This is a genomic window from Pseudonocardia sp. (assembly GCF_025965585.1).
Lineage (GTDB): Bacteria > Actinomycetota > Actinomycetes > Mycobacteriales > Pseudonocardiaceae > Pseudonocardia.
This window is the reverse complement of record NZ_JAOPWR010000321.1, coordinates 1-4308: the sequence shown is the minus strand read 5'-3', so window position 1 is coordinate 4308 and position 4308 is coordinate 1. Positions and strand designations below refer to the sequence as shown.

Annotated in this window: 4 protein-coding genes and 1 pseudogene; 4 read left to right on the top strand and 1 reads right to left on the bottom strand. The window is 69.0% G+C overall.

The features are described 5' to 3' along the window. The 4 genes from JWR81_RS19510 to JWR81_RS19495 form a co-directional block, all read left to right on the top strand. The coding region (locus JWR81_RS19510; RefSeq protein ID WP_297654625.1) for a rhodanese-like domain-containing protein at positions 1-305 on the top strand (305 nt) is incomplete at its 5' end. 14 nt (positions 306-319) lie between these two features. Continuing rightward, positions 320-742: an ester cyclase gene (locus tag JWR81_RS19505; protein WP_297654622.1), complete on the top strand. Its 423-nt coding sequence runs from the start codon at positions 320-322 to the stop codon at positions 740-742. 530 nt (positions 743-1272) lie between these two features. Next, the gene (locus JWR81_RS19500) at positions 1273-1662 is read left to right on the top strand and encodes a hypothetical protein (protein WP_297654619.1); all 390 of its coding nucleotides are present in this window, start codon (positions 1273-1275) and stop codon (positions 1660-1662) included. 334 nt (positions 1663-1996) lie between these two features. Beyond that, positions 1997-3436, top strand: a complete 1440-nt coding sequence (locus JWR81_RS19495) for an MDR family MFS transporter (RefSeq protein ID WP_297654616.1) — start codon at positions 1997-1999, stop codon at positions 3434-3436. Between the two features lie 622 nt (positions 3437-4058). Here the strand turns inward: JWR81_RS19495 and JWR81_RS19490 are convergent. Further along, positions 4059-4308 (bottom strand): annotated as a pseudogene (locus JWR81_RS19490) (hypothetical protein); the annotation flags it as partial.

Below are 4308 nucleotides of genomic sequence, written 5' to 3'. Positions count from 1 at the left end.
CCGACGAGACCCAGTACGGCTGCATCCCCAACGCGGTGCTCATCCCGCGCGGGATGCTCGAGTTCCACGCCGACCATGGAACTCCCCACCACGTCGAAGGGTTAGAGCCCGGCCGACGAGTGATCGTCTATTGCGCGGCTGGCTCCCGCTCGGCTCTCGCGGTTCGCTCTCTTCAGGAGCTCGGCTACCGCGACGTGGCGCATCTCGACGGTGGGATCAATGGCTGGATCTCCGCGGGCCGACCGATGACCGGGCCCACCACGCGCACCCGAACATCCGCTGCTCACATCACCACCCGCACCTGACACAGGGAGACACCATGAGCGACCACGCCAGCACTGTCAGCACCGCCGTCCAGCTGCTGAACTCCGGCGACGTCGTCGGCTACGTCACCACGCTCTACGCCCCGGAGGCCGTCTTCCACGGCTTCCCGTCGGCGTTCGCCCCGGATCGCGACGGCATCGCAGGCTTCTTCCGGGCCCTGCGTGACGGCGCGCCGGACGCCAACATCGCCGCGGAGGACCTGTTCGCCGACAGGGACCGGGTGGCGGTTCGGTTCACTCTCACCGGCACCCACACGGGGGAGCTGTTCGGAGCACCCGCAACAGGCGCGCGCATCGCAGCGGAGGGGATCACCATCCTCCGCTTCTCCGGAGACCGGGTCGTCGAGCGCTGGAACCGTCTCGACGACATGGCGTTCCTGACCCAGATCGGGGCGATGCCGGCCGCCACCGAGGTCTGAGCGCGGATTCACGGCGGCAGGAGGCACTGTGTCCGCGTCGACCACGCTGCCTCTCCTCGCACCGCGAGGCCTCCATCGGGGTGGGCTCGACAGAGACCGGGCCGGGTCCGACCGGGCCCGCCAACCGCGGTGCCGAGGGAGCGGGCACAGCGCGAGCAGGCGTGGACCGCCGTCACACGAGCTGACCTGGACCCGATCAGGCACCACGGAGCGATGACCGACTCGTCCCCGGGGGCGCTGAACGGGCCGGCGATGCGGCAGTGGATCCCGCCTCAGAACCGATTGTCTCCGTTTCATGTCGAGCCTCCTCCGGACACACCGTGCGTCCGTGCCGACGCTGGGAGCCCCCCGGTCCCAGCGTCAACACGGACAAGCGATCAACCCGAGCTGGTAGTGACCTTCCGGCCCTTGCACTCGCACTCGTTGTCGGTGTAGTAGCTGCACGCACGAGGCTTGATCGCGAGGGTCACAGCCCAGCGCGGCCGGCCGCCCACGGCTGCACCTGATCCGATGAGCCACCCCCGCTCGCCATGAACCCCCGCTACGCGTTCCGGCCCACCGACCTGACGACGCTCCTCGACCTCGCAGAACCGGCCGATCAAGCCATCCAGGACATCCTGCTGCGCCGCAGCGCCATCGACATCACCGAGCCGCCCCAGGAAAGCAAGCGGGCACACAGCAGGCCGACACTGCAACTGGTCCCCGACCTCACACCACGAGACTCACCGACTCCCAGACCCCTCACCAGGAGGGGGCGGCTGTGCAGCGGCTCCGCTCGGCCGACCCCTGAACCCCGCGGAGACCGCATGACCATGGCAGTCCTCCGCGACGCGACTCACTGGAACAAGGCGCTCACCCTGAGCCTCAAGCACTGTCGGCGACGGCTGCTGTTGGCGTTCCGGTCTGCTCTGCGTGAGTAGTGGCGGGGCGCTTACCCTTGGCGTCGGCCCCAGACCTCGGCTTGTCGGTGGGATCTCTTTCGATTCACCATGATCAGCTCGTGATCACGAGTCGGTGGCAGCTCGCGGACGAGCAGCACCGCCATCTCGGACCGCGCCGTCGCGGGCCTGCGCCGGGCTGACGCGCAACCCGGAGCCGGCGGTGCCAGCGTGTACCAGGCCGCCGTATACCTGAAGGACAAGCACGCTCGCCGTGTCGGCCACGTGCACAGACCGGCGCGACCGGGGCCTCTGCGATCAGAGGACCTAGCCAGGAGGGTGAGCGGTGCAGGTGCGAATCAGCCAGAAAGTGGCCGTGAGCGTCGTTTTCGTTGCGGCGATGTTCATGAGCATCATGGACGTCACCATCGTCAACGTCGCCCTGCCGACCATCGGCCGCGACTTCGCGGTCAGCCCCACAGACGTCGACGGCATCTCCATCGCGTTCCTGGTGAGCCTGGCCGTGTTCATCCCGGCGTCGGGTTGGCTCGGGGACCGCTTCGGCGGCAAGCGGGTGCTGATGACAGCGATCGTGGTCTTCACCGTCGCGTCCGCCCTGTGCGGTCTCGCATCGAGCCTGCGGGAGCTGGTCGCCTTCCGGGTCCTGCAGGGCATCGGCGGGGGCATGCTGGCGCCGGTGGGGATGGCGATGCTGTTTCGCGCCTTCCCCCCGCAGGAACGCATCCGGGCCTCGTCCATCCTCACCGTGCCCACCACGCTGGCCCCCGCACTCGGGCCGGTGATCGGCGGGCTGCTGGTCAGCGACCTGTCGTGGCGCTGGGTCTTCTTCGTCAACGTGCCCTTCGGGGTAGCGGCGTTCGCCTTCGGTGCCGTCTTCCTCCACCCCAGTGACCCACAACAGCACGGGCGCTTCGACCTGGCCGGGTTCCTGCTCTCGGGCCTGGGACTCGGGCTGTTCATGTACGGGGTGGCGGAAGGACCCGACCTGGGCTGGACCGCGACGGCCGTCCTGGCCTCGATCGTCACGGGGGTGGTGCTGATCGCGGTCATGGTCGTCGTCGAGCTGCGCACCACCGAACCACTCGTGGATCTGAGGCTGATGGGCAACCGCCTGTTCCGCGCGTCCAACGGCGTCATGGTCCTGGCCTCGGTCGCGTTCCTCGGGACCCTGTACGTGATCTCGCTGTACTACCAGGACGGCCGCGGGCTGAGCCCGCTCGCGTCCGGGCTGAGCACGTTCCCCGAGGCGATCGGGGTGATGGCCGGCGCGCAGCTGGCCAGCCGGGTGCTCTACCCGATCCTCGGGCCGCGCCGCCACATCGCCCTGGGGTTGACCGGCACCGCCGTCTCCATCGGCCTGCTGTCACTGATGAACGCTGACAGCAGCCTCTGGTGGGCCCGACTGCTCCTGTTCTGCATGGGCTTCGCCATGGCGCAGGTGTTCGTGCCGACGCAGGCGGCGGCGTTCGCCACCATCTCGTCGGAAGCCACGGGTCGTGCCTCGACGATGTTCAACGCGCTGCGCCAGCTCGGCGGCGCGATCGGTGTCGCGCTGCTCACCACGGTCATCGTGCTGATCGGGCCGACGCACCAGGTCGGCGGCCACACCGTCGCCGCCCTCACCGCCTACCGGGTCACCTTCCTCGTCGCGGCCGCCGTCTGCCTCGCGGGAGTGGCGTGCGCCCTGTCGATCCGCGACGCCGACGCCGCCCAGACCATCCCCGTCCGCCGACACCCACCTCACCCCGATCCCGACCCGCAGACCTCTCCACCAGCCGATCAGGCCATCTTCTGACCCACATCGAGGACTACGGCGCCCAGGTGTCACGGCAGACGATCTCCACGATCACCGACGAGGTGCTCCAGGGCCGAGGTGCTCGAGGGCATGGCGCCGAACGGGGCGAGGCAGAATCAGTGATCATCCAGTAACCCGAGTCCCCCGAGCCGGGGGGGAAATCAGATCCATCTGGGCCGCCCTGCACCGAGCGGTTCGGCATGGACGAGCATCCAGAAGACCTCGCCACCAGCACACACTGACAGCACTCCTCGGACCGTAGGCACCCCGGAAACTGTGGCCGACGCCTCGCGGATCACGATCCAGTCGGGCAGATCCCGGATGGAGCCCTGCGTTATGAACCGCCGCAGCCGGTCGCGGCGGGCCGTGGGGGGCGGAGCGGCACTCCTCGTTCCGCTCGATCGTCAACCACCGCTCCGCCCACAGCGTGGCTGTTCCCTCTGGCGATGTCCCGCACGTCCCTCAGGGTGTCCGGGCGGCGTCTCAGGCGGACGCGGATGCGGTAGGGGGAGCAAGGCGTGCAGGCAGGAATGTCACCAGCCCTATGACGTCGATCGCCGCCAAAAGAGATGTTCGGCCGCAGAATCGGCTCCGTACCTGTGGGACCGGCGTTGAGATCCCCTTATCGGAGGGCGATGTCCCGGTCCGAGTCATCGTCCATCCGGCGCAGGTAGGGCGCCACGAGGTCACCGTAGACGGCCTTGTGGCGCGCGGGCAGGTCCTTCCATCCGGTCACCGAACGCCGGCATTCGGCCGCGCCGCACAGGCACGCGGCCGGGAACTGGGCCACGGTGAAGTTGCGCATCGCGTAGTCGAACGTCAGCTCCTGCCCGGCGGCGATCGGCCTGCGGGCGACGAAGTCGAACGCTCCC